This window comes from Methylobacterium sp. E-046 (genome assembly GCF_022829625.1).
In the GTDB taxonomy this organism is placed as follows: Bacteria; Pseudomonadota; Alphaproteobacteria; order Rhizobiales; family Beijerinckiaceae; genus Methylobacterium; species Methylobacterium longum.
The window spans coordinates 67,339-90,116 of sequence record NZ_JAKSYP010000108.1; the positions used below are offsets into that span (position 1 = coordinate 67,339).

26 protein-coding genes and 2 pseudogenes are annotated in these 22,778 nt (G+C 72.9%); 12 read left to right on the forward strand and 16 right to left on the reverse strand.

The window, feature by feature from the left end; genetic code table 11:
* Window positions 1-12 precede the first annotated feature (12 nt).
* Window positions 13-369 carry a hypothetical protein gene (locus MKK82_RS09900; RefSeq protein ID WP_238285921.1) on the forward strand — a complete coding sequence of 119 codons (357 nt, stop codon included), beginning with the start codon at window positions 13-15 and terminating at the stop codon, window positions 367-369.
* On the opposite strand, the gene MKK82_RS09905 is transcribed toward MKK82_RS09900, so the two are convergent.
* From MKK82_RS09905 to gpmI, 3 genes are all read right to left on the reverse strand, one after another.
* A complete protein-coding gene (locus MKK82_RS09905; RefSeq protein ID WP_238285922.1) occupies window positions 305-1,540 on the reverse strand; it encodes a GNAT family N-acetyltransferase in 1,236 nt (411 codons plus the stop codon). The two genes, MKK82_RS09900 and MKK82_RS09905, sit on opposite strands and share 65 nt — an antisense overlap.
* A gap of 9 nt (window positions 1,541-1,549) precedes the next feature.
* Window positions 1,550-2,965 carry a lipopolysaccharide biosynthesis protein gene (locus tag MKK82_RS09910; protein ID WP_238285924.1) on the reverse strand — a complete coding sequence of 472 codons (1,416 nt, stop codon included), beginning with the start codon at window positions 2,963-2,965 and terminating at the stop codon, window positions 1,550-1,552.
* Between the two features lie 504 nt (window positions 2,966-3,469).
* Window positions 3,470-4,981 (reverse strand): 2,3-bisphosphoglycerate-independent phosphoglycerate mutase, encoded by a 1,512-nt coding sequence (gene gpmI, locus MKK82_RS09915; RefSeq protein WP_238285999.1) that lies wholly within the window; start codon window positions 4,979-4,981, stop codon window positions 3,470-3,472.
* Window positions 4,982-5,309: 328 nt separating this feature from the next.
* On the opposite strand from gpmI, the gene MKK82_RS09920 reads away from it, so the two are divergent.
* Both MKK82_RS09920 and MKK82_RS09925 read left to right on the forward strand, forming a co-directional pair.
* A complete protein-coding gene (locus MKK82_RS09920; RefSeq protein ID WP_238285926.1) occupies window positions 5,310-5,645 on the forward strand; it encodes a hypothetical protein in 336 nt (111 codons plus the stop codon).
* A 160-nt stretch (window positions 5,646-5,805) separates the two neighbouring features.
* Entirely contained in the window at window positions 5,806-6,111 is a 306-nt protein-coding gene (locus MKK82_RS09925) for a hypothetical protein (RefSeq protein ID WP_238285927.1), read from the forward strand.
* Between the two features lie 90 nt (window positions 6,112-6,201).
* On the opposite strand, the gene MKK82_RS09930 is transcribed toward MKK82_RS09925, so the two are convergent.
* Together MKK82_RS09930 and MKK82_RS09935 are read right to left on the reverse strand one after the other, a co-directional pair.
* Window positions 6,202-6,411: a hypothetical protein gene (locus tag MKK82_RS09930; RefSeq protein ID WP_238285928.1), complete on the reverse strand. Its 210-nt coding sequence runs from the start codon at window positions 6,409-6,411 to the stop codon at window positions 6,202-6,204.
* 423 nt (window positions 6,412-6,834) lie between these two features.
* Window positions 6,835-7,311: a tRNA (cytidine(34)-2'-O)-methyltransferase gene (locus MKK82_RS09935; protein ID WP_238285929.1), complete on the reverse strand. Its 477-nt coding sequence runs from the start codon at window positions 7,309-7,311 to the stop codon at window positions 6,835-6,837.
* 217 nt (window positions 7,312-7,528) lie between these two features.
* On the opposite strand from MKK82_RS09935, the gene MKK82_RS09940 reads away from it, so the two are divergent.
* Both MKK82_RS09940 and MKK82_RS09945 read left to right on the forward strand, forming a co-directional pair.
* Entirely contained in the window at window positions 7,529-8,038 is a 510-nt protein-coding gene (locus tag MKK82_RS09940; RefSeq protein ID WP_238285930.1) for a PRC-barrel domain-containing protein, read from the forward strand.
* Between the two features lie 106 nt (window positions 8,039-8,144).
* A complete protein-coding gene (locus MKK82_RS09945; protein ID WP_238285931.1) occupies window positions 8,145-8,726 on the forward strand; it encodes an SCO family protein in 582 nt (193 codons plus the stop codon).
* A 143-nt stretch (window positions 8,727-8,869) separates the two neighbouring features.
* On the opposite strand, the gene MKK82_RS09950 is transcribed toward MKK82_RS09945, so the two are convergent.
* Together MKK82_RS09950 and MKK82_RS09955 are read right to left on the reverse strand one after the other, a co-directional pair.
* Window positions 8,870-9,508 carry a PilZ domain-containing protein gene (locus MKK82_RS09950; protein ID WP_238285932.1) on the reverse strand — a complete coding sequence of 213 codons (639 nt, stop codon included), beginning with the start codon at window positions 9,506-9,508 and terminating at the stop codon, window positions 8,870-8,872.
* A 217-nt stretch (window positions 9,509-9,725) separates the two neighbouring features.
* Complete coding sequence (locus tag MKK82_RS09955) at window positions 9,726-10,325, reverse strand: PAS domain-containing protein (RefSeq protein WP_238285933.1); 600 nt, start codon at window positions 10,323-10,325, stop codon at window positions 9,726-9,728.
* 298 nt (window positions 10,326-10,623) lie between these two features.
* Between MKK82_RS09955 and MKK82_RS09960 the strand changes: the two genes are divergently transcribed.
* Together MKK82_RS09960 and MKK82_RS09965 are read left to right on the forward strand one after the other, a co-directional pair.
* The gene (locus MKK82_RS09960; protein WP_238285934.1) at window positions 10,624-11,445 is read left to right on the forward strand and encodes a rhomboid family intramembrane serine protease; all 822 of its coding nucleotides are present in this window, start codon (window positions 10,624-10,626) and stop codon (window positions 11,443-11,445) included.
* Window positions 11,446-11,590: 145 nt separating this feature from the next.
* Window positions 11,591-12,022 carry a CBS domain-containing protein gene (locus MKK82_RS09965; protein WP_243985489.1) on the forward strand — a complete coding sequence of 144 codons (432 nt, stop codon included), beginning with the start codon at window positions 11,591-11,593 and terminating at the stop codon, window positions 12,020-12,022.
* A gap of 100 nt (window positions 12,023-12,122) precedes the next feature.
* Here MKK82_RS09965 and MKK82_RS34370 read toward each other — a convergent pair.
* From MKK82_RS34370 to folE, 5 genes and pseudogenes are all read right to left on the reverse strand, one after another.
* Window positions 12,123-12,413, reverse strand: a pseudogene (locus MKK82_RS34370) (alkaline phosphatase D family protein); the annotation flags it as partial.
* A 9-nt stretch (window positions 12,414-12,422) separates the two neighbouring features.
* Window positions 12,423-12,755 (reverse strand): annotated as a pseudogene (locus tag MKK82_RS34375) (PhoD-like phosphatase N-terminal domain-containing protein); the annotation flags it as partial.
* Window positions 12,756-12,980: 225 nt separating this feature from the next.
* Window positions 12,981-13,967, reverse strand: a complete 987-nt coding sequence (locus MKK82_RS09975) for a patatin-like phospholipase family protein (protein ID WP_238285938.1) — start codon at window positions 13,965-13,967, stop codon at window positions 12,981-12,983.
* Complete coding sequence (gene hisI, locus MKK82_RS09980) at window positions 13,964-14,386, reverse strand: phosphoribosyl-AMP cyclohydrolase (protein WP_238285940.1); 423 nt, start codon at window positions 14,384-14,386, stop codon at window positions 13,964-13,966. Before hisI ends, MKK82_RS09975 begins: the two co-directional genes overlap by 4 nt.
* A 20-nt stretch (window positions 14,387-14,406) precedes the next feature.
* A complete protein-coding gene (gene folE, locus MKK82_RS09985) occupies window positions 14,407-15,225 on the reverse strand; it encodes a GTP cyclohydrolase I FolE (RefSeq protein ID WP_238285941.1) in 819 nt (272 codons plus the stop codon).
* A gap of 238 nt (window positions 15,226-15,463) precedes the next feature.
* Here folE and MKK82_RS09990 point away from each other — a divergent pair, with 238 nt between their 5' ends.
* A complete protein-coding gene (locus MKK82_RS09990) occupies window positions 15,464-15,907 on the forward strand; it encodes an iron-sulfur cluster assembly scaffold protein (protein WP_238286001.1) in 444 nt (147 codons plus the stop codon).
* A 4-nt stretch (window positions 15,908-15,911) separates the two neighbouring features.
* Window positions 15,912-16,250 carry a membrane protein insertion efficiency factor YidD gene (gene yidD, locus MKK82_RS09995; RefSeq protein WP_243985490.1) on the forward strand — a complete coding sequence of 113 codons (339 nt, stop codon included), beginning with the start codon at window positions 15,912-15,914 and terminating at the stop codon, window positions 16,248-16,250.
* Window positions 16,251-16,547: 297 nt separating this feature from the next.
* Here the strand turns inward: yidD and pdxA are convergent, their stop codons facing one another.
* From pdxA to MKK82_RS10010, 3 genes are all read right to left on the reverse strand, one after another.
* Window positions 16,548-17,576: a 4-hydroxythreonine-4-phosphate dehydrogenase PdxA gene (pdxA, locus tag MKK82_RS10000; RefSeq protein WP_238285943.1), complete on the reverse strand. Its 1,029-nt coding sequence runs from the start codon at window positions 17,574-17,576 to the stop codon at window positions 16,548-16,550.
* A complete protein-coding gene (locus MKK82_RS10005; RefSeq protein ID WP_238285944.1) occupies window positions 17,573-18,676 on the reverse strand; it encodes a four-carbon acid sugar kinase family protein in 1,104 nt (367 codons plus the stop codon). Before MKK82_RS10005 ends, pdxA begins: the two co-directional genes overlap by 4 nt.
* A 105-nt stretch (window positions 18,677-18,781) precedes the next feature.
* Window positions 18,782-19,630, reverse strand: a complete 849-nt coding sequence (locus MKK82_RS10010; protein WP_243985493.1) for a FadR/GntR family transcriptional regulator — start codon at window positions 19,628-19,630, stop codon at window positions 18,782-18,784.
* Window positions 19,631-19,811: 181 nt separating this feature from the next.
* On the opposite strand from MKK82_RS10010, the gene MKK82_RS10015 reads away from it, so the two are divergent.
* From MKK82_RS10015 to MKK82_RS10025, 3 genes are all read left to right on the forward strand, one after another.
* A complete protein-coding gene (locus tag MKK82_RS10015; RefSeq protein ID WP_279602904.1) occupies window positions 19,812-20,822 on the forward strand; it encodes a 2-keto-3-deoxygluconate permease in 1,011 nt (336 codons plus the stop codon).
* A 116-nt stretch (window positions 20,823-20,938) separates the two neighbouring features.
* Entirely contained in the window at window positions 20,939-21,109 is a 171-nt protein-coding gene (locus MKK82_RS10020) for a DUF3606 domain-containing protein (RefSeq protein ID WP_238285946.1), read from the forward strand.
* A gap of 16 nt (window positions 21,110-21,125) precedes the next feature.
* Complete coding sequence (locus tag MKK82_RS10025) at window positions 21,126-21,419, forward strand: DUF2934 domain-containing protein (protein ID WP_308445416.1); 294 nt, start codon at window positions 21,126-21,128, stop codon at window positions 21,417-21,419.
* A gap of 94 nt (window positions 21,420-21,513) precedes the next feature.
* Here the strand turns inward: MKK82_RS10025 and MKK82_RS10030 are convergent, their stop codons facing one another.
* Complete coding sequence (locus tag MKK82_RS10030; RefSeq protein WP_238285949.1) at window positions 21,514-22,764, reverse strand: methyl-accepting chemotaxis protein; 1,251 nt, start codon at window positions 22,762-22,764, stop codon at window positions 21,514-21,516.
* Between the last annotated feature and the right edge of the window lie 14 nt (window positions 22,765-22,778).

The window sequence follows — 22,778 nt, forward strand, 5'->3', positions numbered from 1 at the left end:
CGGAGATCGCGGATGCGCTGGACCCTGCTCCCCCTCGGCCTCGTCCTGGCGGCCTGCGCGCTGTTCCTGCGCAGCTACACTCTGCCCCCGGCGCCCGACCGCAGGGGCGGCACGACCCTCCTGCTGACCTGGCCGAACCGCCCGGCCTTCGGCAGCCCCAGGGCCGACTGCCTGACCGGGCCGGCGGATCAGCCCGTCCTGCCCTGCCTGATCGCCTCGGTCGCCCAGGCGCGCGACGGTGGGTACGTGCTGATGCAGCTGCCCTTCTGTGCGACCTGCTACGACCTGTCCGGGCGGATCGCCGTCATGGGGCAGGATGCGGCGGCGACGCGGGCGCGGCTGGAGCAGATCGCCCGCTTCGGCTGGTGAGCCGCGCCGGATCCTCGCGCTTCCTGGCCGCCCGTGCCCTGGCGACGCGCTCCCGCGCCCGCTCCAGCGCCCGGGCCGCCGGGAACAGGGGATCGCGCCCCGCCTCGACCAGGAGATGGGCGATGTCCCGCCGCTCCGTCCAGAAAGTGGAGCCGAGGGCGAAGTCCGGCGGCGCGCAGGAATCGATGCGGTCGATCGCCCAGGCCCCGGCCGTCACCGCTTCGGTCAGGCGGTGGACGAGCTGGACGCCCGGCGCGGCCTCCGGCTGGGTTTCGGCATGGGCGATCTTCAGCACCCAGGCCTCGGTGCCGGTGACCGGCAGGATCGCGGCGGCGAGGGTGCGTTCCCCCCGGCGCAGGCGGGCGATCCGCATCCCGCCCTCCGCGCCGGCATCCGCCAGAGCGGCGCGCAGGAAGGCGACCTCCTCCGGCCGCTGCCCAAGGCCCGTGCCAGCCCGACCCTTCCAGCCGGCCGCCTCGAGGGCGACGTAGGCGTCCAGCGCGGCAGCGAGGTCGTCGGGCGCCTCGAGGATCTCGAACGCCGCCGGACCCTCCGCCTCCAGAACTTCGCGGGCGCGGCGCAGCTTGCGCCGACGCTGGCCGGAGAGATGGCCGAGATAGGTGGCCCGGGCTTCCGGTGTCCGCGCGGTGAGGTCGAGGAGCCCGCGCGCGTGCGGCCAGTAGGCGGCCCGCCGCACTCTCCGGTCCGCCGGGAGGTCGGCCAGGAGGTCGGCCAGAGCCCCCGCGGCGGGCGCGTTCGGCAGGAGGAGCCGCGGCGGCAGGCCGAGCGCCCGCGGGGCGGCGAGCAGACCCGCCAGGGCGCCCGCCGGATCGCCGCGATCGAGGAGCGGTGCGCCGAAGGGACAGTAGCCGTGGGTCCAGCCCATCAGGAGCGGCAGCGGCAGGCCCCAGCGCCGCCACGACACCCGGAACGGCCAGGCGGCGATCAGCCGGGCCCCCGGGGCCTCGGGGGAGCGGTCGGCCACGATCAGGAGCCGCACGCCGGCCCCGAACGCGTCGCGAGCGGCCAGGGCGTAGCCGGCTTCGTAGAACGGGTTCCGCACCAGGGACGCCGCGCCGAGCGCCCGCCAGGCCGGAATCCAGGGCTGCCCCGGGTCGAGGGGCCGGACCGCCGCCACGAGGCCTCCGGCGAGCGTGGCGGTGTTGCGCATGGACGCCCCTCAGGTCGCGAGCCGGTGGCGGATCGCGCCGGCGAAGCCGAGCACGTCGTAGCGCCACGCGGCGGCGCCGGCCGACGCGGCGAGGAGGACGAGGCGCAGGATCTGCCCCGGCACCATGAGCCCGCCCGGAACGAGACCGATCCCGGCATTCACGGCGGCGCAGGCGAGGGCGATGCCGGCGATGCCCGCCATGTCGGCGAGCGGCAGGGGCATCGTCGTGCCGGCCCGGCCGGCGCCGAAGACCAGCACGAGGCAGGCGGCACTCTGTCCGCCCGCGAAGGCGAGCGCAGCCCCGGTGGCGCCGAGCCGCGGGATCAGCAGGAGCGACAGGGCCGCCACGGCCACCAGGGTGGCGAAGGCGGCGGCGGCCTCGAGCCGGCTGGAGCGGGTGAAGTAGATCACCTGCCCGAAGTAATAGGCGCGGAACATCATCAGGATGCTGGCCAGGATCAGAACCGGGGCGAGCTGGCGCGCCTCGGCGCGGTAATCCGGTCCGAGCAGGATCGTGACGACGACGTCGTCGAAGGCCAGGAAGAACACCGCCCCGAAGGCCGCGATCAGCGTCATGGCGCGGGCCGCGTCGCTCAGGACCCCCAGAGCGCCGCTCATGTCGCCCGCCCGCGCCTCGCGCTTGGCGATCGAGATCAGCGACAGGGCGATCGCCTCGCCGAACACGATGAAGCTCTGCCTCAGGAAGTCGGCGAGCGCCCCGTAGGCGCCGAGCCCAGCCGGCCCCACCGTCTTGGCGATGATCAGCCGGTCGAGGCTCTGGGCCAGCGCCGCGGTCCCGAAGGACAGCACCAGCGGCCAGCCGTAGGCGAACAGGCGCAGGGCCTCGGCCCGGCTGCCGCGCCCGGGCATCATTGGCGCGGTGGTGGCCGCGGCCGGCAGGGCCGCCACGGCGTTGGCGGCGGCCACCGCGAAGGCGAGGTGCAGCGGATCCGCCGAGAGGTGCAGCGCGAGGCTGCCGAGGCCGAGGATCAGCACCGCCCGGCTCATCACCGAGGCCGCCACCGCCCCGGCCTGCAGGCGGGTGCGGGCGATCTCGGTGGCCCCCTCGAACAGGGTCGTGCCGAAGGCCAGGGCCAGGATCGCGGTGGCCGTGGCGGCCGAGACGAGACCGAGCGCGACGGCCAGCACGCTGCCGAAGCCGGCCAGCAGCAGCGTGCCGCCGAGGATGCGCACCACGGTGCCGACCTGCGCGGGCGCGCGGGCCTCGTCGTAGAGGGCGAAGAACGCGAATTTCGGCCACTGGCAGGTCGCCCCGTAGAGCACGAGCGCCCACGACACGACGTACAGGTAGGTGCCGTAGCTCTCCACCGGCGCGAGGCGTGTGAACACCGCCACGGAGGCCATGTTGAGGCCGGCGGCGAAGCCGCGGGAGCCGACATAGATCAGGCTGTGCCGGGCGATCATCGGTCAGGCATCGGCACCGGAGGTGGTCCTGCGGATCCGGACGCGCTCCAAGGTTCGGCCGGCGCCTCCCGGGGTGGGGAGGCCCCCCGTTCCGTGCGGGCCGTGATGCTCATCCGCCTCCACCGGGGAGGGGGCGGCGCCGCGCGTCTCCCCTCCTCGGAGGGGAGACGCGCGGCGCGCACGAACTCGGGACGGCCACGCGGCCCGCCCGGGAGCGGATCGGGGTGAGGGCCGAGGCGTCCCCGGACAGGTCATATCCCTCATCCGGCTCTCCGCGCCCGCAGACCCCGCCGAGACCCACGCCTCACAGATCCGATCTTGTCCCGCGTCCCTTAAGAAGACGACCACCGTGCCGGCGATTCCGCACAGGTCCCGCACCGTCCTGGGACGAACCGGTTCCGCTGCGGGACAGGGCGCGAGGGTTTCGGGCATGACGGCCTGCCGGGTGCAGCCGCCATGCCGGACAGCCGACCGGACAGCCGACCGGACACCGTGCCGGGCGGCTCAGCGTCCGCCGGCCCGCCGGATCAGGGAGGCGCCGGTCATCTCCGCCGGCTGGTCGAGGCCCATCAGGTCGAGGAGGGTCGGCGCCACGTCGGCCAGCCGGCCGTCGGCCAGCGAGACCCCGTCCACGCCCACCAGCATCACCGGCACGGGGTTGAGGGTGTGGGCGGTGTGGGCATCGCCGGTCTCGGCATCGCGCATCACCTCGCAATTGCCGTGGTCGGCGGTGACCAGCAGCGCCCCGCCCTGGGCCGTCACCGCCTCGACCACGCGGCCGAGGCAGGCGTCGACCGTCTCCACCGCCTTCACGGCGGCGGCGAGGCTCCCGGTATGGCCGACCATGTCGGGATTGGCGAAGTTCAGGATGATGAGGTCGTAGCGTCCCGAGCCGATCGCCTCGACCGCCCGGTCGGTGAGTTCCGGCGCCGACATCTCCGGCTGCAGATCGTAGGTCGCCACCTTCGGCGAGGGCACCAGCACCGCGTCCTGTCCCTCGAAGGGCGCCTCGCGGCCGCCGTTCATGAAGTAGGTGACGTGCGGGTACTTCTCGGTCTCCGCCATGCGCAGCTGCCGGCGGCCGGCGCGCGCCACGGTCTCACCGAGCCCGTTCGGCAGGTCGAGGGGCCCGAACAGGGTCTCGGTGAAGGCGTCGATCTCGACGCTGTACTGGACGATGCCCAGGGCGGCGGCGAACCGGACCGTCCGGTCGCGGGGGAAGCCCGCGAAGGCAGGGTCGAGGAGGGCCTCCAGGATCTGCCGGGTCCGGTCGGCGCGGAAGTTGAAGCACAGCACGCCGTCGCCGTCCCGCATGCCGGCGTAGTCGCCGATGACGGCGGGCCGCATGAACTCGTCGGAGACGTCATCGGCGTAGGAGGCGGCCACCGCCTGGCCGGCCCTGCTGAAGCGGGTGCCCCGCGCCGCCGTCAGGGCGTCGTAGGCGATCTGGACGCGCTCCCAGCGGGTGTCGCGGTCCATCGCGTAGTAGCGGCCGCACAGGGTGCCGATCCGCGCGCCGCTCGGGAGCGCGGCCTCCACGGTGGCGACGCAGGTGGCGGCCGACCGGGGCGGCATGTCGCGCCCGTCGGTGAACCCGTGGAGGCGGACCGGCACGCCCGCCGCCGCCAGCCGGCGCGCCAGCGCCACGGCGTGGCCCTGGTGCGCGTGCACGCCGCCGGGGGACAGCAGGCCGACGAGGTGACAGGTGCCGCCGGACGCGCGCAGGGCGTCGATGAACCGGAGGAGGGCGGGGTTCTTCGCGAGCGATCCGTCCGCGATGGCGCTGTCGATGCGCGGCAGATCCTGCAGGACGACCCGGCCCGCCCCGATATTGAGGTGCCCGACCTCGGAATTGCCCATCTGGCCCTCGGGCAGGCCCACATCGCCGCCGAACGTCCGCAGCTGCGCCCGCGGGCGATCCCGCATCAGGCCGTCGAAGATCGGGGTCCGGGCCTGCTGGACGGCGTTGTCGGCGACCTCGTCCCGAAGACCCCATCCGTCGAGGATCGCGAGCATCACGGGGCGCGGGGTGCTGTCGGGCACGGTCACAACTCTCCTGGACGTCCGCACGACGCGCGCGGCCGGACCTATCCGGGCACCGCGAGGCCGGGCCCGTGCGCGTGTCGATAATCGGCTTGGCGCCGCGAGACTACCGCTGCCGGCGAGGAAAAGGGGCTCGCTGTGAGAGAGCCGCCGCATTCTGACATGCCGGGCCGTGCCGGCCGGGGAGCCGCCGGAGCGCGGGCGGCGGGGACCTTGAGCCCCCAGGAATAAACTGAGTTGAAGGCGTTCGGATCGAGTGACGTCTGATAAAGGCCGTGCTAATTCAGTAAAAACGGGTCTGATGAGGAATCCAGTCGCCGTGCCGCCGGATGAAGCCGCGAACGCCGAGATGAGCGCGACGCTGGCGCTCGACATGATCGGCCGTGCCTATCTGGCCTTGGCCCTCCTCTACGAAACCGCGCATCCGGGCGAGTTCGGCGACGCGCAGCAGAAGATCCGCGCCTACGTCGAGGACAATTTCCGCATCATCCAGGACACCAGCCGGGTCGGAACTCTTGCCACCGCCACGGTCGACGGCGCGTCTCATCTCGTGAACAGCGTCCTGTCCGAGGTCGAACATAAGATCGCGACCATGATCAGGCCGTCCCGGTATCTGCGCGGCGAGACTATTGCGTGAGGCGGCGGGCGCAGGCCCGCGAGTGTTGCAGTCAAGCCATAAATCGCCGGCAATCGATCCGGCGGGCGGGCCCGTGCGGCAGCTAACAGTCATTTGTGTCGACAGTCTTAACGAGGCATGTTACCCGAACAATGGGCAGCAATAAAATATAAGTTGGAAGATGGCCGGCGATGATTATCAACAGGTCACGCGCAGTGCAGATGTCGCGCTCGAAGTCCTGGTCCGGGCCTATCACGCCCTGGCAGTGATCTACGAGCTGGCGACCCCGGGCGCCTACACGGCGCTCCACGGCAAGATCATGCCCTACCTGCTCGACAGCTTCTGCCACGAGACGGCGGACGGTGCCGGCGACGCCCGCAACGCCGAACTCTACGCACGCGCCCTGGAGCGCGTCCGCTGCGTCCTGGATGACGTCCAGACGGACGTGGCCGCTGTCCGGATCCGCGGCGACGAGCGCAATCACTGATCGCCTAGAGTCCGGATCGGCGGCACGCGCGCGGTCCCATGCCCGGACCCCGCCGGCGAAGACGGGGTCCCGCGGCAGCCGGTCCGGGTCTTACCGGTAGACCACGCAGCGATTGTTGTCGTCGGCCGGCAGGAACTCGCAGTTGCCGACCGGCGGGATCGCCCCAGCCTCCAGGCCGGCGGCCACGCTGGTCGGAGGCGCGGTCAGCATGACGGCGCCGAAGGCCAGGGATGCGGCGGCGAAAGCGAGCGCGAACAGCACGAGGTTGCGCCAGAGCGCGGGGAGCAAGGCAGTGGCCATCGATAGCCTCCCTGAGGGCGCGGACGCTGCGCCGGGTCCAAGGCTAGATCCGGACGCCCGACGGATGCCTCCCCTGAACGGAGGACGGGCTCGAGATTCCCGGCCGCGGCAGCCCGGTATTTTCCGCCTCCGGGGCGTGCCGATGCTCCGGCCGCGCCGGCGGCGTCCCGCGCCAGGATCGCGTGGCGTACCTTCATCCGCACGCCGAGCGGCGATGCCGCCGCAGGTGAGGGAACGCCGGCTTTCTCGCCGCGGGGTGCTCCTCGCTCGCGGACGTCCGCGCCTGCAGGCTCGGCCGGTCGGGGGCTCGATCGCGGGCTTCTCGGGCGATCGGCCCTTCGCTCGATGAGCGCCGCCTGAACCGGCCCGCCGGAACGACGACCGCTCCGCGCGCGCGAATGGCGGGCGACCGGGATGCCGTCGCTATGCCGAGATGCCCGCGCGCGACGGCCCCGTCATCTGCCGCAGGGCCTCGCCGGCGATCATCGCGGCCGCCACCGCGACGTTGAGGGAGCGCAGGCCCGGCCGGATCGGCACCACGATCCGCGCATCGGCCGCCGCGTGCACCGCCTCGGGCACGCCGGCCGATTCGCGCCCCACCATCAGGCAATCGTCGGGGCGGAACGCGAACGCCGTGTAGGGCAGGGCGCCCGAGGTCGTGGCGAGCACGAGCCGCGTGCCGGACTCCGCCCGCCACCCCTCGAAGGCCGCGAAGGACCGGTGCCGGGTGATCGCCACGTGGTCGAGGTAGTCGAGGCCCGAGCGGCGCAGGTGCCGGTCCGAGACGTCGAAGCCCGCCGGCTCCACGATCTCGACCGCCAGCCCCAGGCAGGCGGCCATGCGCAGCATCGTGCCGGCGTTCTGCGGGATGTCGGGCTGGTAGAGGGCGAGGCGGAGCATGGCCGGCTCTTGTGGGGGGCCGGGGCCGCGCCGTCAAAGGGTTGCCGCGCCGTCTAAGGGCTGCCGCGCCGTTAAAGGCCTGCCGCGCCGACGCGCAGCCGGCAAAGCGCTGCGTTGTTCCCGGGGGCCGGTGTGACGAGGCGGAACTTAAGCCCCGCCGGAACCTTGAGGCGGCGCCACCCTCGTCCGCGACCCGAAGTCCGAAAGATCTGCTCCGATGCGCATCCCGCTCCTCGCCTCGGCCCTCCTGCTGGCCGGCCTCGCCACCGCCTCGGCTCAGAATGCCGGCACGGGCCCCAGCGCGGGCAGCGGCAGCGCCGCGACGCCCGCGCCCGGCCAGCCCGCCACCATGGCGGACAACCTGCGCCCCACCTTCGTGGCCCAGGCCCCCGACGACATGGTCGCCAGCAAGCTGATCGGATCGAGCGTCGTCAACGGCGCCAACGAGACGATCGGGCAGATCGCGGATTTCGTCCTCGACCAGAAGGGCGCCGTGAAGGCCTGGATCATCGGGGTCGGCGGCTTCCTGGGGCTCGGCTCGAAATACGTCGCGGTCGACCCCTCCGTGCTCAAGCTCGACCGGACCGACGACAAGACGCTCCAGGCGCGGATCGACACCACCAAGGACCAGCTCCGCGCCGCGCCGGAATACGTCTACCTGGGCAAGGAGCCGCCGAAGGGCGCCGCCCCCGCGAGCCCGGCGGGCGAGCCGACGCGGAAGCCCTGACGGAGGTCCCCGGCGGGGACCGAAGAGGGCCGGCGGCGCTTCGTCGGCTTGCCTCGGCGCGCCGTTGTGTGCTGTGCCGGCCTTCCCCGGAGGTCGGAACCCGTCCATGCGCCGCGCCCTCATCCCGCTTCTCGCCTTCTGCCTCGGCCTCGTCGGCATCACCGGGGCGGCTGTGTTCGCCTTCCTGCCCGAGAAGGCGCCGGTGGGCGTCCCCGCCGTGGGCGGGCCGTTCACGCTGGTGGATCAGGACGGGCGCACGGTCACCGAGCGCGACTTCGCCGGCGCGACGCACCTGCTGTTCTTCGGCTTCACCCACTGCCCGGATGTCTGCCCCACGACCCTGCAGCAGATCTCGGACGTGCTGGCCGCCCTCGGGCCGAAGGGCGAGCGGATGCGGGTCGCCTTCATCACCGTCGATCCGGAGCGCGATGATCCGGCGAGCCTGAAGACGTACCTGTCGAGCTTCGATCCGCGCATCACCGGCCTCACCGGCTCGCCCGAGCAGGTGGCCGCCACCGAGAAGGCTTATCGCGCCTATGCCCGCAAGGTCCCCGGCAAGGCGGGGGACTACACGATGGAGCACACCGCCCTCGTGTACGTGATGGACGCCCAGAACCGCTTCCTCGGCGCCCTCGACCTGTCGCGGCCGGCGGCGGACACCGCCGCGCAGCTCGCCAGGAAGATCTGACCGGCCGGCCCCCAGGACCCGCGCGGCGGAGGCCTCGACCAGGGGCTTCGGAAGGGCCCGCGACACCGGCGGCGGCCGGCGGGGTCACCCCGCCGCGAGCCCCGTCGTATTCCCGGAAGCCCGCGCCGCGGGTGAGCGGGCTCCTACAGGGTCATCCCGGCGTGGAAGCGGTCGGGGGAGAGCGGCAGCAAGAACTGCACGCCGAAGCCGCCCTCGAAGTAGCGCACCAGCCGGCCCGGGGTGCTGCCCACCGTCACGGCGGCGCCGAGCGGAAGGGCGAACGGGCAGGCGATGGCGACGCCGGACATCGAGATGTCGATGAGGCGGGCCGGGATCTCCCGGCCGCCCTCGATCCGCAGGAGCACCGCCGTCTGGGTCGGCACGAGGCGCTCGTGGGAGCGTCCCTCCGGCAGCCCCAGCATTTCCCGGTTGGCGAGCCACGTCAGCTGGGACGCGAGCTTGTCGCGCTTGCGCAGCGTGGCGTTGAGCTGAACCGCGAAGCCGTCCGCGCAGTGGCGCGCGATGATGCCCTCGATCCGGCCGATATGCTCCAGGTAGAGCACCACCCGCTCGCCCAGCTCGCCCTGGACCGCACAGGTCAGGCGCACGCCGCCCGGCGACATGTCCACGGTCTGGCAGGGGTATTCCCGCCGGTCCGCCAGCATGTAGCGGCCGAGGACCGCGACCCGCACGCGCTGGAACCGGCGCGCGTCGGCGGCGCCGCGGGCCGGTTCCAGCGCTACGCGGCGCATCGTTCTGGCGGTGGCGTCGACCGCGATCATCCCGAAATTGGTCCTGCGCCGCGATAATCGAAGCCACAGACTAGAATCGGACTGTTACGAAACCCTTTTCCCGGGCCGATCCGGCAGCGGCTGCGTCGATGTTTCCGCCGTTGATCTCCGGCTCGAACAATCAGGGTGACTGTGCGGCCACCGTCTTTTGCTGTGGATGTAAAATACTTCGAACGGGGAATTCGCTATCTCTCGCGGCGGGACCGCATCAGATCCGGCCGCCGGCATGGACGAGGAGGTGGCCGCGGCGCACCGGCCCCGGATACCCCGCGCCTGTCCTGACCGCCGGCCGCGCGGGCGGCCCGGCCTCCGGCCTGCGGCTCGGCAGGATGCGCAGGGAGGCGGTGTCCGCCTGCACCAGCGGGCGCAGGCCGATCCAGTGCGGCGCACCGTCGAGGCTCAGGGTGCCGAGGGCGCGGACCTGCGTGCGGCCGCGATGTCGCAGCGGCAGGAGCAGCAGTTCGAGATCCGCCTCCTCGCCGGCGGTGTTGGTGGCGCGCAGGCCCGCCACGACGCCGAGGGTGTCGCTGGCCACGATCTCGACGATCCGCCAGGGGTCCGGCGCCTGCGAGCCCCAGAGCCGGGAGAAGGGCGCGCCCTTCAGCTCCTGACCGTACAGGGCGCAGACCCGCGTCCCCGCGAGGCGGATGGTGGCCTCGCGGGACGCCATGTCGAGTTCCAGGATCAGGCTGTCGGCGAGGAGGTGGCGGATCTCGCCCGGCTCGATCTCGGCGCGCTCCGGCGCGGCCCGCTCTCCGCGCAGGCGCTCCCAATAGGCATGGAGCATGCGGCTGGTGGGATGCTTCATCGGTGTCCCGACTCTAAACGCCTGTCGTTCATCCCTGGCCCGATCTGGCACATCCGCGAGGCTGTGGCCGGTCGAACCGGGTGTTCACGGCGTATCGGCGCACACGCCGTGCCGATCCGCTTCGGAACGGTCAAGGTGTCGGCGGATCCGGGCTGGGGCTCGTACCGGATGCGGCGGCTCTCTCGACGGGCGATCGCCCGGAGAATGGTTTGAATATCACACAGAATTGGTCTTCATCGGCAGGCACGAATATCGTTGGGTCTTGTGTAGCCGTCGCAAGCCCCGACATGGTGCCGCGATGGATGCCTCCCCCGAATTTCCGCGCCAGAGCCGCGTGCCCGTCTTCAACCTGCCCGGGGTGGTGACGCTCTCCATCGGGCTGCTCCTGGCGATCCAGGCGGTGCGCGAGTTCCTGCTGCCGGATACCCTGGACATCCGCGTCGTCCTCGACCTCGCCCTCGTGCCGGCGCGCTGGACGGTGTGGTTCGATCCCGGCCGGGCCGCCGACGTGGTCCGCGCCGCGGCCGAGGGCGGCGATGCCGGCCTGGAGGCGGCACGCCAAGCCTTCGCCCGCTACATCGTGGGCGAGCACGCGCTCCAGCCCTGGACGCTCGTCACCTACGCCCTGCTGCACGGGTCGTGGATGCACGTGATCTTCAACAGCGTCTGGCTCGCCGCCTTCGGCTCGCCGGTGGCCCGGCGCTGCGGCGCCCTGCGGTTCGGGGCGCTCGCGCTGGCCGGCACGGCGGCCGGCGGGCTCCTGCACATCCTCATCGATCCCCTGAGCGCAGGTCCGCTGGTCGGCGCCTCGGCGGGGATCTCGGCCCTCATGGCCGCCGCGGCCCGCTTCGTGTTCCAGCCGCCGGCCTCGGGCTATCAGGGGCCGTCCTGGCAGGTGGCGCCCCCCCGGCCCGCCGAGACGATCCCGGAGCTTCTGCGCAACAGGACGGCGGTTTCCTTCCTGGTGATCTGGCTGCTGACCAACCTGCTCTTCGGCCTCGTCAGCGTGCCCCTCGTGGGCGAGAACGCCGCCATCGCGTGGGACGCGCATCTGGGCGGCTTCATCGCGGGCTTCCTGCTCTTCCCGCTCCTCGATCCGCGGGTGGCACGACCGCGCTGAGCACGGCGGGCCGAGCACCTTGCCAACGCGCCGGATAGGTCACACACTCGCCATAATGTGAAAGTGCCGGGGCCTACCCGGCCGGCAGCGTATCACGGGCGCCGCGGGCTGACGGCGCACCGGCCGCGTCACAAGGGAGAGAGCCATGACCGTCGCACGCATCCTCGCCGAGAAGGGCAGCTCCGTCGTCACCGTGAGCCCCGACAGGAGCCTCGATGAGGTGATCCAGATCCTCGCCGACAAGCGGATCGGCGCCCTCGTGGTGGCCCATCCGGACGGTGCCGTGGCCGGCATCATCTCCGAGCGCGACATCATGCGGGCGCTGGCCCGGCACGGGGGCTCGGCCTTCGACGCGCCGGCCTCGGCCCACATGACCGCCGCCGTCACCACCTGCGGCAAGAGCACGACGATCGAGGAGGTCATGACACTGATGACCGAAGGCCGCTTCCGCCACGTGCCGGTCTGCGAGGACGGCCGGCTGATCGGCTTGGTGTCGATCGGGGACGTGGTGGCCCGCAAGATCGCCACGGTCCAGGCCGAGCATCAGGCGCTGCGCGACTACATCACCATGGCGTAGGCACCCTCGGCTCCGCGGCTCTCCCTCCCCCCGCGGAAGGGGAGGGGAGGACGCGTGCGCCATCCGGGCCGCTAGGCCCGCACGGGCGGGTGACGGCGCCTCAGGCCTTCATGGGATCGAGCGTGACGCGCCAGAGGTCGGTATCGGCCGCGTCCTTGAGGGTCACGGTCATCTGCTCGGTGGCGCCGTCCACCGCCACGTGGCCGAAGAACTGGTAGCCGGTGGCCGGCGAAAGGTTCACCTGACCCTGATCGGGTGCCTTCACGAACCGCAGCTGCGGCCCGAACGTGTCGTCGAGGGCGTTCGGTCCGAAGGTCCCGGCGTGCAGCGGTCCGGAGACGAACTCCCAGAACGGGTCGAAATCCTGGGACTGCGCCCGGTCGGGGTCGTAGTCTTGGCCGGGCGGCAGCCCGGTCAGCGCCACCTTCCCGGTGCCGTCGGTCTCCGGCAGGGCGTCGGCGAAGACGCCGCCGCGGATGTCGGCGAAGCTCTCGGTGGTCGCCCACTCGATGACCGCCCGGGCGGGCCGGTCGGACCGGGCCCAGACCATGGCGGCGTCGGTGCCGACATCGCCCGACTGGAGGCCGTGGGTCAGGACCGGCCGGTCGGCGGCACGGCTGAGGCCGGGGCGCCCGAGGCCGGAGGCCAGCCCGACGAGGTCGGCGCCTCCGGACAGCAGGATCTGACGGCGACTTGCGGACGTGGGAAGCCCTCCAGCGTGCCGGGCGGCCATCGCAGGCGGCCGCGAAAGCCGGATGAGGGGTGTGGGACCGAAGCCGGCGGGATTCCAGTCCGGAACCGTCGAACCCGCGGCTTCGTCCTGCGGTGGCGGAGCGCCGCAGGGCCGCGAAAGGGGCCCGCCAGCCGGTGGCGCGATCCCTGGAGGCCTCCTCCCACGCCGCCGTTGCGGCCCCTCAGGATGAGGCGATCCGATCGGACGGATCGGTCCCCGAATCCGTCACGCCCGCGCGGCCGCGCCCTCGACCACGGCGCGGATACGCGGAAGCGCGGCCCGCGCGGCCCGGTGGCCGATGGCGATCCCCTCGGCGGCCTTGTGGAAGTCGAACAGGCCGAAGGACCCGACGTCCGGGCCGATGGCGACGTCGGGCGGGTCGCGCTCCAGCCGTGCCCGGGAGATCCGGTCCTGCGTGATGTTGAAGGCGCCGAGCACCACCCGGGCGAGGCCCGGAACGGGGATCTCCGGCTCGGAACTCTCGAAGCCCGGCAGGCGCCCGCGCATCACCTGCAGGAAGCTGCGCCGCGGCGGCGGCGCCGGAACCTCGTGCACGACCGGGCCGCCGGTGTCGCCGTTGAGGTTCACGCAGATCACGAGATCGGCCCCGAGGGCGCGGGCCAGCGCCACCGGGACTGGATTGACCAGCGTGCCGTCCATCAGCACCCGGCCCTCGTGGGTGACCGGCGGGAACAGGCCGGGGATCGCGTAGGAGGCGCGCACCGCATCCACGGCGGGCCCGTCGGTCAGGCTCACCTCGTGGCCGGTGCCGTACTCGGTGGCGACGCAGCCGAAGCGGATCGGCAGGTCCTCGATCCGGCGCGTGCCGAGATCGGCGAAGAGCCTCTGGCGCAGGCGGTTGCCGGCGATCAGGCCGGAGCCGGGCAGGCGCGGATCGATGAGCCCGACCACCCGGCGGCGGGTCAGCGTCCGGGCGAAGGCTTCCAGGCGGTCGAGCCGCCCCGCGGCGTAGCAGGCGCCGACCACCGCGCCGATCGAGCAGCCCGCCACCACGGTCGGGTGGATGCCGGCCTCCTCCAGGGCGCGCAGCACGCCGATATGCGCCCAGCCCCGGGCCGAGCCGCCGCCGAGCGCGAGCCCGATCCGCGGACCGGCGCGGGGCGCCGGGCGGATCGGTTCGACGGTGCCGGGCAGGAAATGGGGGACGGCTGGACACTCTTGCCACCGCGCCGTGGCAAGGGACGGGCTCATCGCCCGGCGGCCTTCAGGACGATTTGGCCGTCCGCCTCCCGGACGACGCTGCGGTAGAAGCAGTCCCGCCGCCCGGTGTGGCAGCAACCCCCGTCGCCGCCGACCTCGACGCGGATCAGCAGGGCGTCCTGGTCGCAATCGACCCGCATCTCCACGACGCGCTGGATCTGGCCGCTGGTCGCGCCCTTGTGCCAGAGTTCCTGGCGGGAGCGCGACCAGTACCAGGCCTCGCCGGTCTCGAGCGTGCGCGCCAGCGACTCGGCGTTCATGTGGGCGAGCATCAGCACCTGCCCGTCCCGCGCGTCCACCGCGATGCAGGCCACGAGACCATCCCGGTCGAAGCGGGGCGTGAGGGCAGGCCCCTCCTCGACCTCGGCGCGGGTGCCGGGGGGAGCGAAGGCGATGTCGCGCGCGGTCATGGTCGAGACGCCGCCCGGGACTACTTGGCGCCGCCGCGCACCAGGGTCAGGAAGCGGACCTGTTCGTTGGCATTGTCCTTGAAGACGCCCCGGAACTGGCTGGTGATGGTCGAGACGCCGGCCTTCTGCACGCCGCGCATCGCCATGCAGAGATGCTCTGCCTCGACCATCACGGCGACGCCGCGGGGCTTGAGGATGCTCTCGATCACGTCGGCGATCTGGGCGGTCATCGTCTCCTGCGTCTGCAGGCGCCGGGCGAAGGTGTCGACCACGCGGGCGAGCTTCGACAGGCCGACCACGCCCCGGGTCGGGTAATAGGCGATGTGGGCGAGCCCCATGAACGGCACCATGTGGTGCTCGCAGTGGGAGTGGAACGGGATGTCGCGCACCAGCACGATGTCCGAGTAGCCCTCGACCTCCTCGAAGACGCGCTCCAGCAGTTTCTCGGCATCGACGCTGTAGCCGCCGAACAGCTGCTCGTACGCCTTGGTGACCCGGGTGGGGGTGTCGAGCAGGCCCTCGCGGGTCGGATCGTCGCCGGCCCAGCGCAGGAGCGTGCGCACGGCGGCCTCGGCCTCGGCGCGGCTCGGGCGACCGGTCTCGATCCCGTCAGGGACGCGGGTGGCGGAGACCGGCTCGGGCGCGACCTCGACGGGACGGCCGTCATTCACCGGCCGATCGTCATTGCGCATGCCGTTCAGCCCTTGCCCGTCGAGACCGTTCCGGTCGAAACCCGGCGCGTCGCCCTGATAGGACAAGGATTTGAGGGCGGCATCCATGGCATCTCCGGCCCGCGCGATGCGGGACTTCATCGGGGTGCTGTCAGGCTTGGCGTACATCGTCGGATCGCGTCGGGCGTTCGAGGGAAGATCCCGGGCTCGAAAAGGTTTCGAGCCGGCGCCCCGGATGGACTGAAGCCTTTGAAACCACCGTGGCCGTGGGCGCGACCCTGGTCGACGGCCCGCCTCCTCGCGAAGCGACCGCAAGGGGCCTATATCATCGTTCGCGGGGCAACGCGCAATGCGCGAGCCGCGCGGCAGATTCCCGATGAGATTGGCGTACCCGGCCGAGGACCCGATGCTCGACGACATCTACAACCGCCGTATCCTGGAACTCGCCGCCGACATCCCCCGGCTCGGCCGGCTGGAGAATCCGGACGCCAGTGCCACTGCGCATTCCCGGTTGTGCGGTTCGACCGTGACGGTCGACCTCGTCCTCGGCGACGATGGCCGGGTGGCCGACTTCGCCCAGGAGGTCCGGGCCTGCGCGCTGGGGCAAGCCTCCTCGTCGCTGATGGGCCGCCACGTGGTCGGCGCCAGCGCGGACGAGCTGCGGGGCGTCCGCGAGACCATGCGGGCGATGCTCAGGGAGAGCGGCCCCGCGCCCGACGGCGCCTGGGCGGACCTCGCGGTGCTGGAGCCGGTGCGGGAGTTCAAGGCGCGCCACGCCTCCACGCTCCTGACCTTCGACGCGGTGGTGGATGCCCTCGACCAGATCGCCGCCAAGCGGCAGGCCGCCTGACGGCATGGCCCGGCGGGCCGCGCATTGGGTGATTCGCGGCTACCAGCTCACCCTGTCGGGCCTGATCGGCCGCCAGTGCCGCCACTGGCCGAGCTGCTCGGAATACACCGACACGGCCATCGCCCGGCACGGGCTGTGGCCCGGCGGCTGGATGGGATTCGCCCGGATCTGTCGCTGTGGACCGTTCGGTACCCATGGGATCGACCTCGTGCCGGAGCGGGTGCCGCAGGGGGGGGCGTGGTACCGCCCCTGGGTCTACGGCCGCTGGCGCGGCGTCGAGGCGCCGCCTTCGCCCTTCGCCTGCGAGGCCCTGGAGGAGGGCGGCCGGGTCGACGCCCGCTGAGCGTCGTGTTCCCGTTTTGTTTCACGTGAAACACGCTTGATCGGTCGGGCGTCGCGCCACCTCGACGTGCCGGTGCAACCCGACCGCGAGCGGCGTCCGCTCACCCCGCCTCGCCCGTCCACCCCCTCATCCCGGGGTGCCCGAGTCGGCGGGCCGCGACGGCGAGCGCCAGGGGGACTCGCGACCCCCGGAACCGTCCTTGGAGGTTTGCGCCGCCCGGCCTCTCAGGACGCGGAGGCGGGTCGGACGTCCTGGGCCGTCCCTGTCCGACGGCCCGTCCTCCGCATCCGCCGATCCTCACGCGGCCTGACGATTGGCCGCCAGCCGCTCGGCGAACTCGATCGCCTCGATCAGGCTGCGCTCGTTGGCGATCCCGGTGCCGGCGATGTCGAAGGCGGTGCCGTGATCGACCGAGGTCCGGATGATCGGCAGGCCGAGGGTGACGTTCACGCCCGACAGGTCCATCCACTTGCCCGTGGCCGGGTCGATCTCGAAGCCGAGGAGCTTCACCGGGATGTGACCCTGGTCGTGGTACATCGCCACCACCGCGTCGTACTGGCCCGCGCGCAGCTTCACGAACACCGTGTCGCCCGGCACCGGCCCGTGGATGTCGAGCCCGTCGGCGTTGGCCTGCGCGATCACCGGGGCGCTGACATCGATGTCCTGGCGTCCGAACAGGCCGCCCTCGCCGGCATGGGGGTTGAGCGCCGCCACGGCGATCTTCGGCTTGGCCAAGCCCAGCCCCTTCAGGGCCTTGTCGGTGAGGTCGATGACGAGGCGCAGGCGCTCCGGGGTCAGGCGCTTCGGCACGTCCTCCAGGGCCACGTGGGTCGTGACGTGGGAGACCCGCATGTTGCCATGGGCCAGCATCATCACCGAGCCGCGCACGCCGGTCAGCTCCGCCAGCATCTCGGTGTGGCCGGCATAGTGGTAGCCGGCCTTGTTGAGCGCCTCCTTGTTAAGCGGCGCCGTGACGATGCCGCCGACCTTGCCGGCCATGGCGAGGCGCACCCCGGCCTCGATCGCCTTGTAGGCGAAGCGCCCGCCATCGGCCGAGAGCCGGCCCGGCTCGATCGGCGCGCCCTCCGCGTCGGCCTGGAGGCAGCACAGGGCCGGCCAGTCGCCGCCCTCGGAAACCTCGGGGATCCGCTCGGGGAGAAGGCCCAGGGCCTCCTCCGCCCGGTGAAGGGCCGGGGCGCTGCCAATGATCATCAGGCGCAGATCGCCCGCGGCGATCCGATCCTTCAGCCGCGCGGCGGCCTTGACGATGATCTCCGGCCCGATGCCGGCCGGATCGCCCATGGTGATGGCCAGATGTGGGGTCACGCGTCGCTCCTGCTGCGCGGAAAGCCGTTGCCGTAGAGTAGATCGCGCCAGACGCCCTCTGTTCCGAAGGCGCCCGATTTCGACACGACCGCCACCCCGTCCCAGCGGCCGCCCCGCAGGGTCGAGCGGGGCAGACCCGGGGCGATCTGTCCGGTGACGTCGAGGCGCAGGACGCCCAGGGCGAGGCAGAGCGCCTTGAGGGTCTCGCCGCCGGCCACCAGCAGCGTGCCGGGCCGCGGGATCCGGTCGATCACGCCCGCGAAGGTCCGGGCGATCCGCGCCGCGGCCTCCTCGCGGGCGATCCCGTCGGGCAGCGCGAGGCTCGCCAGGGCGACGCCGTCCCGGTCGAGGCGCGCGGCCACCGCGCCGGCCTGATCCGGGTCCTGCGCCGACAGGACGAGGTGGTGGCCGCCGCAGGCCGCGAGCTGCGCCGCGGTCTCGGGCCGGTCGGAGCCGAACAGTCCGAGCACGGGGCCGACGAGCCGGTCGTCGCCCGGGGCCGCCGCGTCTCCCGCCAGGGCGGCCGCGAGGCCGCCGCTGCCGCACCAGAGCACCGGCCCGTCGCCGCCGAGCGCGGCCACCTGGACGAGGTCGGGATCCTTGCCCGCGTCGTAGACGGCCACGCCCGCGACCGGGCCCTCGGCCACGCTGGCCCGGCGCGCCGGCAATCCGACGGCCCGCAAGGCCTCGGCGATGTCGCCCGAGACCGGCTCGAAGCCGCCGCCCCGTCGGGCGAGCTGATACCCGCCCTCCGTGCGGCGGCCCTGGAACGGGAAGGCCGGCGCCACGACGCAGCGCTCCCAGGCCCCGGTCCGCAGCACCGCCGCGAGTTCCGCCGCCCAGGGACCGCGCAGCAGGCTGTCGACCTTCTTGAAGGCGATGTCGGCGCCGTCCAGCCGGGACGCGAGGCCTCCGACGATCCGCCCGGCGGCCTCCGCCGACAGCTCCCGGGTGCCGGAATCCATCGCCAGGCATCCGGCGGCCTCAGCCGTCAGGATCTCCGGCCACGCGACCGGGATCGACCCGCACAGGCCGGTGAAGCCTGCAGCCGTGTCGAGGGTGCCGGTGAGGTCGTCGGCGATGAGGCGCAGGCAGGTCATGTCGGGCGGATCATGGCAGGAACCCCGTCGGCCACTCCGCCCGACCGCGGCTCGCCTGCTTGTTGTCAGGTTGTCACCCGGCATACAGAGCGGCCGGAGCGGGGGTCAAGCGCGCGGCTCCGCGGGGCCGGGTTTCGCGGCCCGACCGGGATCGAGGGCGAGGTCGAGGAGCCGCCCCTCGAACAGCCGGTTCCGGGACGTGGCGATATGGGCGGCCATGCGGGCCTGGGCCTCCGCACCGTCGCCGCCCGCGATCGCCGCGAAGATCCCGCGATGCTCCTCCAGTACGCCGCGCAGGCCGGAGCGCGGGCCCTGCAGGGCGAGGCCGTGGATCGTCATGCCCACGGCGATGTGCGGTTGCAGCGCCTCCAGGCAGGCCGCGTAGTAATGGTTGTTCGACGCCGCCGCGATCGCGTGATGGAAGGCGAAGTCAGCATCCGCCCGGTGCTGGGCCTGCCGCGTCGCCGCCGTGAGCCGGTCGAGCGCCGCCGCGATGCGGCCCAGGGCGTCGGCATCGCGGCGCAGGGCCGCGTGGAAGGCGGCGTCCGGCTCGAGGGTGAGCCGGAACTCGTAGCAGCGCTGGATGTCGGCGATGCTCTCCACCGGGGCGAAGCCCAGGGCCGGACGCGCCGCCCGCGCCCGCACGAAGCTGCCCGCCCCCTGCCGCGAGGCGATGGCGCCCTCCCGGCGCAGCCGCTCGAGGGCCGCCCGGACCACCGGGCGCGAGACCCGGAAGCGTCCCGCGAGGTCATGCTCGCTCGGGAGCCGTGTGTCGGGCCCGTAGGTGCCGTCCGCGATCCCCGTGAGGAGCGCGTGATAGACGCCGTCGGCCAGGGAGACGGGCCGGGTCGGGGCCGCACCGCGGCCCGCCGGCCGCTCCGGCGCCTGCACCCGGTCGAGTCGGTCGGGTCGGTCGGACGGGTCGAACGGGGATGGGGACCTCGCTGACGACATCCCCGGAGGCCTCCGCGGCTCGAGACAGGCGGCGCCGAGTCAGCGATGAGCCGCCCGGCTTGTCAACATGTGCACGGTCGGGGCCGCAAGTTGCGCGGACTTGTCGAAAGGTTGTAGCAGCCGGCTCGGGGGCTGAGCGGGCGCCGAGGCCCGGGACGGGGCGGCGCCGGAAGGGCGAACCATGCAGATTCCCATCAAGCGCTCCCTGGAGCGCGTGCCCGGCGGCCTGATGGTGGTGCCGCTGTTCCTCGGCGCGATCCTCCACACGCTCTTCCCGAACACCGCGACGTTCTTCGGCTCGTTCACCGGCGCGCTGTTCAACGGCGCGCTGCCGATCCTGGCGGTGTTCTTCGTCTGCATGGGCGCGGGCATCGATTTCCGCGCCGCCCCGGCGATCGCCCGCAAGGGCGGCGTGCTGCTGGCCGCCAAGGTCGGCGTCGCGGCGATCATGGGCGTGGTGTTCGGGCAGTTCCTGGGCGAGTCGCCCGTGACCAGCGGGGCATTCGCGGGGATCTCGACGCTCGCGATCGTCGCCGCCATGAACGACACCAATGGCGGGCTCTACCTCGCCCTGATGGGCCAGTTCGGCCGCCCGAAGGATGCGGGCGCCTACGCGATCATGAGCCTCGAATCCGGACCGTTCCTCACCATGGTGACCCTCGGTCTGGCAGGCCTGTCCGCCTTCCCGTGGCCGACACTGGTGGGCAGCATCCTGCCGCTGCTGATCGGCATGATCCTGGGCAACCTCGACCGCGACATGCGCGCCTTCCTGTCGGGGGCGGCGCCCGTGATGATCCCGTTCTTCGCCTTCGCCCTCGGCTTCGGGCTCGACCTCGCCAAGATCTGGCAGGCAGGTCTCCTCGGCATCGGGCTCGGCGTGGCCGTGGTGGCGGTCACCGGGGCGGTCCTGTTCGTCGCCGACCGGCTCACCGGGGGCAACGGCGTCGCCGGGGTCGCGGCGGCCTCCACGGCCGGCAATGCCGCCGCGGTGCCGGCGATCATCGCGGCCGCCAACCCCGCCTACGCGGAGGCGGCCGGTCCCGCCACCGTGCTGGTGGCGGCGAGCGTGGTGGTCACGGCGCTGCTCGTGCCGCTGCTGACCGCCTCCGTGGCCGCCCGGGTCGGGCCGGAGCGCGATCCGTCCGCGCCGGTGCCGGATCCGGTACCGCAGCCCGCCACGACGGCGCACTGACCGGTCCGCGCGTCCGCCCGTGCGCATCCGGGCGGCAACCGAAGGGCACGACGCCTGTTGTCTCGGCAGACAGCCCGGCGCGGCCGGGCGCGACCGACGATCAGAGCGGGCACAGCATGTCCACCGAACCCCGGGGCAAGACGCATATCGACATCTACGACCGCGCCATGCGCGAGGCGTGGGCTCAGCGTTTCGGCGTCAGCGAAGTTCGCCTGCGCAAGGCGGTCACGATGGTGGGCAGCCGGATCACCACCGTGGCCGCCTATCTCGACAGGCCGGCGTCCTGACCCGGCGGGCCGCTTCGTGAAGCCCGATTTCCATCCGCCGCCGGGGTGGCCCCATCCCGAGAACCAAGCGCCCGGGTTCGACATGGCGCCCGGACCCGACGACGCGAGCGCCCCGCTCGCGGGGCCGGATGCCATAAGTTTCGAGCAGATCCGCGAGCGGGCCTACGAGCTGTGGGAGCGCAATCACCGACCGGAGGGGTTCGAGATCGAGTTCTGGCTCCTGGCCGAGCGTGAGCTGCGCAACGAGCGGGAGCGGCGGAAGGCCGCGCACGAGCCGGCACCGTCCGGCCTCGGTCCGCCGTCCGGCTGACGCACGTCGGCGGCGGGTTGATCCGCCACCGCCGCGCCCGCAAGGGGCGGGATACGCCTCCGATCGTGCGGGATCGGCCCGCGGGCGGCGCTGCTCAGGCCGCGGTGGCCGCCTTCCGGGCGTCGGCCACTGCGGCCTCGAAGGCCATGAACGCCTGCGTGGCCTCGTCCCAGGCCTGGGCGCGGATGTGGCGGGCGAGGGCAGCGGCCTGATCGCGGGCCTGCGACAGGGCCGTTTCCACGGCGGCGGGCCGCGCCGGATCGGCGGGGATTCCCGGGGGCGGCGTGTCCACGGAGCGCATCCCGACCAGAGTCGCCGCCAGCGCGCGGCGCCAGGCCGCGCAATCGGCCGGGATCCGGGCGACCCGCAGGTCGGCACCCTCGCGCTCCTGCTGGTCGAGCAGGGTGCGGCTCAGATCCTCGATCTGCTCGAGCTGGGCCAGGGCATCGCCGATCTCCCGGCGGGCCTTGTCGGTCCCCTGCGCGATCTGGCCGACGTTCCGCGCGATGTCGCCGGTGGCCTGGATCTGCTGGGTCATGATCTCGGAGGCTTCGCGCATCTGCGCCGCGACGGTCGCCACGGCGCCGCTCTCGGCCTCGACGCGGGCATTGGCCCGCACCATGGCGGCGGCGCCGGTCTCCACCGCGCTGCGGCTGCGCGTCACCGCCGCCTGCATCGCCGCCATCTCCTCGCGCAGGCCGTTCACGCGGGCGCGGATCTCGTCGGTCGCCTTGGCGGTCTGGGCCGACAGGGTCTTCACCTCGGCGGCGACGACGGCGAAGCCGCGGCCGGCTTCGCCCGCCCGGGCGGCCTCGATGGTCGCGTTCAACGCCAGCAGGTTGGTCTGGGCCGAGATCGCCGCGATGGTGCCGGCCATCTCCTCGATGCGCAGGGCCGCTGCCGAGAAGCTGTCGAGGCGGCCGCCGATCTCCTCGGTGCCTTCCTCGATCCCGCGCATGCCGTCGGTGGCACGCTGGAGATCGCCGACGCAGGTGGCGATGCCGGCCCGGGCCGTCTCGGCGGTCTCGGCCGCCGAGGAGGAGCGGGCCGCGATCTCGCTCGTGGTGGCGGCGAGTTCCTCGCTGGCGGCGGCGATCAGGCGGGCCTGCTCGGCGGTGCCCGACGCGTCGTGGGTCATCCAGCCGATCGAGACGCCGGCATCCGAGGCCGAAGCCGACAGCCGTGCCAGCAGCGGCAGCCACGCGCGATTCGGGACCGCCGCGGCGGCGTCGGGCTGCCGGGCCGCTTCGACGGCGACCGCGACGGTTGCCTCGGTCGGCGCGCGCACCGTCACCGCGGGTTCGACCACGGCTTCGTTCCGACGCCGCCGGCGCAAGCTGAACATGCGGGTACCTCCGA

Coding starts and splice junctions, on each gene's coding strand:
- MKK82_RS09900 (WP_238285921.1), top strand. CDS start 13: ATGCGCTGGACCCTGCTCCCCCTCGGCCTCGTCCTGGCGGCCTGCGCG.
- MKK82_RS09905 (WP_238285922.1), bottom strand. CDS start 1,540: ATGCGCAACACCGCCACGCTCGCCGGAGGCCTCGTGGCGGCGGTCCGG.
- MKK82_RS09910 (WP_238285924.1), bottom strand. CDS start 2,965: ATGATCGCCCGGCACAGCCTGATCTATGTCGGCTCCCGCGGCTTCGCC.
- gpmI (WP_238285999.1), bottom strand. CDS start 4,981: ATGCTCGCGATCCTCGACGGATGGGGTCTTCGGGACGAGGTCGCCGAC.
- MKK82_RS09920 (WP_238285926.1), top strand. CDS start 5,310: ATGAGGAATCCAGTCGCCGTGCCGCCGGATGAAGCCGCGAACGCCGAG.
- MKK82_RS09925 (WP_238285927.1), top strand. CDS start 5,806: ATGGCCGGCGATGATTATCAACAGGTCACGCGCAGTGCAGATGTCGCG.
- MKK82_RS09930 (WP_238285928.1), bottom strand. CDS start 6,411: ATGGCCACTGCCTTGCTCCCCGCGCTCTGGCGCAACCTCGTGCTGTTC.
- MKK82_RS09935 (WP_238285929.1), bottom strand. CDS start 7,311: ATGCTCCGCCTCGCCCTCTACCAGCCCGACATCCCGCAGAACGCCGGC.
- MKK82_RS09940 (WP_238285930.1), top strand. CDS start 7,529: ATGCGCATCCCGCTCCTCGCCTCGGCCCTCCTGCTGGCCGGCCTCGCC.
- MKK82_RS09945 (WP_238285931.1), top strand. CDS start 8,145: ATGCGCCGCGCCCTCATCCCGCTTCTCGCCTTCTGCCTCGGCCTCGTC.
- MKK82_RS09950 (WP_238285932.1), bottom strand. CDS start 9,508: ATGATCGCGGTCGACGCCACCGCCAGAACGATGCGCCGCGTAGCGCTG.
- MKK82_RS09955 (WP_238285933.1), bottom strand. CDS start 10,325: ATGAAGCATCCCACCAGCCGCATGCTCCATGCCTATTGGGAGCGCCTG.
- MKK82_RS09960 (WP_238285934.1), top strand. CDS start 10,624: ATGGATGCCTCCCCCGAATTTCCGCGCCAGAGCCGCGTGCCCGTCTTC.
- MKK82_RS09965 (WP_243985489.1), top strand. CDS start 11,591: ATGACCGTCGCACGCATCCTCGCCGAGAAGGGCAGCTCCGTCGTCACC.
- MKK82_RS09975 (WP_238285938.1), bottom strand. CDS start 13,967: ATGAGCCCGTCCCTTGCCACGGCGCGGTGGCAAGAGTGTCCAGCCGTC.
- hisI (WP_238285940.1), bottom strand. CDS start 14,386: ATGACCGCGCGCGACATCGCCTTCGCTCCCCCCGGCACCCGCGCCGAG.
- folE (WP_238285941.1), bottom strand. CDS start 15,225: ATGTACGCCAAGCCTGACAGCACCCCGATGAAGTCCCGCATCGCGCGG.
- MKK82_RS09990 (WP_238286001.1), top strand. CDS start 15,464: ATGCTCGACGACATCTACAACCGCCGTATCCTGGAACTCGCCGCCGAC.
- yidD (WP_243985490.1), top strand. CDS start 15,912: ATGGCCCGGCGGGCCGCGCATTGGGTGATTCGCGGCTACCAGCTCACC.
- MKK82_RS10005 (WP_238285944.1), bottom strand. CDS start 18,676: ATGACCTGCCTGCGCCTCATCGCCGACGACCTCACCGGCACCCTCGAC.
- MKK82_RS10010 (WP_243985493.1), bottom strand. CDS start 19,630: ATGTCGTCAGCGAGGTCCCCATCCCCGTTCGACCCGTCCGACCGACCC.
- MKK82_RS10015 (WP_279602904.1), top strand. CDS start 19,812: ATGCAGATTCCCATCAAGCGCTCCCTGGAGCGCGTGCCCGGCGGCCTG.
- MKK82_RS10020 (WP_238285946.1), top strand. CDS start 20,939: ATGTCCACCGAACCCCGGGGCAAGACGCATATCGACATCTACGACCGC.
- MKK82_RS10030 (WP_238285949.1), bottom strand. CDS start 22,764: ATGTTCAGCTTGCGCCGGCGGCGTCGGAACGAAGCCGTGGTCGAACCC.